This is a genomic window from Paenibacillus sp. P4_A7 (genome assembly GCF_056402455.1).
In genome coordinates, this window is record NZ_JBFUHJ010000483.1 from 1 (window position 1) to 4,056 (window position 4,056).

At 44.8% G+C, this 4,056-nt stretch carries 6 protein-coding genes; 1 reads left to right on the forward strand and 5 read right to left on the reverse strand.

Features of this window, described 5'->3' with window-relative positions; genetic code table 11:
* The coding region (gene cobA, locus AC1DWN_RS29265; protein ID WP_477562403.1) for a uroporphyrinogen-III C-methyltransferase at positions 1-610 on the forward strand (610 nt) is incomplete at its 5' end.
* A gap of 122 nt (positions 611-732) precedes the next feature.
* Here cobA and AC1DWN_RS29270 read toward each other — a convergent pair.
* The 5 genes from AC1DWN_RS29270 to AC1DWN_RS29290 form a co-directional block, all read right to left on the reverse strand.
* On the reverse strand, positions 733-1,527 hold the full coding sequence (locus AC1DWN_RS29270; protein WP_477562404.1) for an alpha/beta hydrolase: 795 nt from the start codon (positions 1,525-1,527) through the stop codon (positions 733-735).
* A 128-nt stretch (positions 1,528-1,655) separates the two neighbouring features.
* The gene (locus AC1DWN_RS29275) at positions 1,656-2,120 is read right to left on the reverse strand and encodes a divergent PAP2 family protein (protein ID WP_477562407.1); all 465 of its coding nucleotides are present in this window, start codon (positions 2,118-2,120) and stop codon (positions 1,656-1,658) included.
* A gap of 185 nt (positions 2,121-2,305) precedes the next feature.
* Positions 2,306-2,512 (reverse strand): DUF4434 domain-containing protein, encoded by a 207-nt coding sequence (locus AC1DWN_RS29280; protein WP_477562405.1) that lies wholly within the window; start codon positions 2,510-2,512, stop codon positions 2,306-2,308.
* Entirely contained in the window at positions 2,427-2,741 is a 315-nt protein-coding gene (locus AC1DWN_RS29285) for a hypothetical protein (RefSeq protein WP_477562408.1), read from the reverse strand. Before AC1DWN_RS29285 ends, AC1DWN_RS29280 begins: the two co-directional genes overlap by 86 nt.
* 113 nt (positions 2,742-2,854) lie before the next feature.
* A partial coding sequence (locus AC1DWN_RS29290) for an extracellular solute-binding protein (RefSeq protein ID WP_477562406.1) occupies positions 2,855-4,056 on the reverse strand: 1,202 nt, incomplete at its 5' end.

The following is a 4,056-nucleotide window of genomic DNA, read 5'->3' on the forward strand; positions in this document are numbered from 1 at the left end:
GATCTATTGCGGCAAATCACCTGGTATTCATGCGATGCCGCAGCATCTCATTAACGAGGCACTAATCGAAAATGCACTGGAAGGTAAAAAGGTCGTCCGTCTAAAAGGCGGARACCCGTTTGTCTTCGGACGAGGCGCTGAAGAAGCGTTAGAGCTTGCAGCATGGGGAATTCCTTACGAGATCATTCCAGGCATTACATCTGCAATCGGCGCAGCCGCTGCCGCAGGCATACCGGTCACCCATCGCGATTATGCAGCTTCCTTCGCTTGCGTGACCGGCAGTCGATGCCACAACGACAAATCGCCAATCCGCTGGGATTTACTAGCCCATAGTGTCGATACGCTTGCCATTTATATGGGCGTTAGCCAGTTGCCTTTCATTAGAGAAGAATTGCTCAAGCATGGCAAAGCAGCTACAACTTCTGTGGCTATTATCGAACGAGGCACGCTCGCTAACCAGCGCACAATTATTGGAACACTCGCGGATATTCATACGCTCGCCGTCTCTATGAAATTGATCAACCCAGCTCTAATTATTATCGGTGAGGTCGTCCGTGTTAGAGAACGTCTTCTACACGCCGAGCAACAGGCAATTGCTTTAATTGGGTAAGACATCATTGAGCTTATTAACGACCCTTACGTCTACCGCTCTACGAGGAAGAGGCTGACCCTGCAGTTCATGACATAGGGGTCAGCCTTTATCTATTATGGATATTATCTTGTTAGAAGCATTTACTTAAAATCATTAAAAGCAAGCCACGAAGCACAGGTATCTACCCATCCGATTGTATGCTCTTCATCTTCAGCAAGTCCTAATCCATGCCGCCCTTTGGTATAAACATGCAGATCAAACTTCACATTATGTTTACTGAGCGCTGAAGCAAACATCAAACTGTTCTCGACTGGAACAGCCGCATCATCAAACGTATGCCATAAAAATGTAGGCGGCGTATCTTCTGTTACATTTTTCTCAGGACTGAGCAAGTCAATCTGTTCTAGCGTTGCTTCTTTTCCAAGCAGATTATCTCTAGAACCTGTATGGGTGAAAGGATCTGTTAAAGTGATAACGGGGTAACAAAGTACGAGAAGATCAGGCCTGGATGACTGACGCTCAATTACGTCTTCTGCTTCGACATTACCCATGTCATAGCTTGTACCTGCATTCGCCGTTAAATGTCCACCAGCTGAAAAACCTAACACACCTAACTTGTCCGGATTGATTCGAAAACGATTGGCTTCATGTCGAACGGTACGAATCGCCCTCTGCACATCAAGCAATGCGGACGGATACTGATAAGGAGCTACCCGGTAACGAAGCACAAATGCTGAAATACCAAGTCCGTTCAGCCATCTTGCAATCGGTTCCCCTTCATGCTGAGCACGACCACCATAGCCGCCGCCTGGGCATACAACGACTACTGGTCGATTATCTCCGTCAACTAAGTAAGGTACAATAGCAGGGCAATCTTCATCGGTAACTCCTTTTGCGCCAGGTGCTCCATTTGGCCATAACAAAATTTCCTTCAACGTTATCCCCTCCAAATAATGTATCTAGAATGACATCCTTACTCATTATATAACTAAGGCATAAGCTCTAGCTACACAACATTCAGACACATCTAGAAGCATGTATTGGAGTTCAAGTTTATGAAAATCTATAAGCGTTTTTTAGCGGTAATCGCCCCAATAAAACCAATAACAGCACCGAGCAATGAGCCAGCGACGACTTCGCTCGGCTGATGTCCCAATCTTTCCTTGAGTCGCTTACTTCGCCTGCTATGATCAATACCAAGACGATCACCCGTCAGCTTCTCTACATCAGCTTCAAGGTCGTTTACACGAATAGCGGTTTCTCCCGCATATCGACGAATATTCATTGCATCATACATAACAATAATTCCGAGCATAGCTGCTATTGCGAATTCTGGAGTCTTTCCACCATACCTAGTTGCTGTGTAGACAGCCAACGCCGATACACCGCTAGAGTGTGAACTCGGCATCCCACCTGATTCAAACATTTTGCGAGCATCCCATTTCCCTGACTTCGCTTTATGCAAAGGCAGCTTTAGCAGCTGCGCTGCGCCTACGGCGGCGATTGCTGTTCCTAATCCTCTGTTCATCACAACCGTTCAACCTCCCGTTTTTACTCTCACATTAGTTTGTCCGATTCCGTATGAACCATGCTTTTTATTTATTTCATTTATTGAACAGTTCGTCGGATTCAACAGGCAGCCCACTATGTGATATCATCTATTTTTGATGTATAAACAAAAGAAGCCCCCGCCGATTGTCGCGTGAAGCTCCTTTAGTTTCTTAATCTTAATTGATGCCCATAATTATCCCATAACTCCTTCAGCACAGTTTCGCTAAGTGCGAAATGAGCATTTAGCCATGCTTCATCGCTTGCATGCTTCTTGGAAAATTCATTATTGCGGTTTAATCCAAGCCAAATTTTGATTCCTACATTGTCTGCAGCCGTCAGTACATTTTCTACTAAGTCCCCTGCGACCATTGGATCTACACTCAAATTTCGGAATGTCTGTCGGATAGTAGGTATACATATTCGCCGCCGTCGAATCAGCTGTCCACTGAATGATGAGCAGCTCATTGCCTACTTCTTTGAGCGTAAGCATTTCCTGCTCCCAATCAGCCACCGTCCACTTTAAAGCAATGTTAGGTTGTATGAAACTGCCATTCGAGAAGACCGTGGCATTAGCATTAGCACGACTTGGTACAAGCAATACAATGGGAACTGCTAGAGACACTATAAGTGTGAGAAGGAGAACTTTCATTCGTACATGGTATCGAATAATTCATGATCCTTAGAACCCCCTATTAATAGTTGTCAAATCCTCTATCCCTTTACATTCGCTTGGTAAGCCTCTGTTTTCTGCTTAATCAGATCGTCACCGCCTTGCTTGCGCCATGTCTCAACGAACTCGTCAAACGAATCAAGCGGTGCTTTGCCCATAATAATTTTTGCTGCCGTTTCCTGAAACAAGGTCCCGTACAACCCAAGCTCTGGATTATCAAGCGATGCTTTTGCAATCGGCAACGTGACGTTTGGATTCGGAATGCCTTCTTTCTGTGCATATTCAAATGCCGTATTTAACTTATTGAAGGCCTCATCAGAGCCTGCTAGTGTTCTTGAGATGTTCTCATTGAAGCCCGAAATATTAAGCAATACGCTGCGCCATAAATATAGGGGGTTCGTCTTGTCTTTTGTCAAATCATATTCATACTTGTCTCCTTCTTTCTTATATGTCTCCCCTGGAATTCCGAATGCGGCGAATGCTGCGCCCTCTTCTGAAATCATCCAATCTAACAATCGAATAATGGCTTCCGGATTATCGGCATTTTTCATAATAATAAAAGTCTTCAATACAGGTTGATTGACACCGCCTAACGGCCCTGTATATCCAGTGCCGCGGGGAGTTGGGATCGTAGTGACATCCGTTTTCTTCCCTTGTACCATGTTATTCATTTGATCCTGGAAAAACCAAGCGTAAGAGGGCTGATGATTCCAAGCACCTACCGTATCAGAAAATATTTTTTGCTGCCAGATTGCTCCGGAATTAGTCAGAAATTCAGAATCAATCAACTTCTYCTCCCACAACGTCTTCAGAAAACCCAATGCCAATTTTGTATTAGGATGGATAATATCTGGAATAATCTCATCATTATACAAAGTAAAGGCATCTAAATTCACACCCCACATGCCGAATATATTGTCTGCCCAAGAGATCTTTTCCCGCATGGAAAATGGGATTTCATCCTGTTTGCCATTCTCATTCGGATCCTTATCACGGAAGGCACGAAGCATGTTCAGGTATTCATCCGATGTTGTTGGAACAGAAAGCCCTACCTTGTCCAACCAATCTTTTCGTACGAAGCCAATTCTAGATCCCGGTGCATTTCCTTCCTGCGGCTGCGGAATCCCCATAATATTCCCATTCACAGTAACGGCGTCCCAAGCAGCCTGTGGAATAATCTTCTTCAGATTCGGTCCGAACTGTTCAATTAATTCATTCAAAGCCAGGACCTGGCCGTTCGGAA

Coding starts and splice junctions, on each gene's coding strand:
- AC1DWN_RS29275 (WP_477562407.1), bottom strand. CDS start 2,120: ATGAACAGAGGATTAGGAACAGCAATCGCCGCCGTAGGCGCAGCGCAG.
- AC1DWN_RS29280 (WP_477562405.1), bottom strand. CDS start 2,512: ATGGTCGCAGGGGACTTAGTAGAAAATGTACTGACGGCTGCAGACAAT.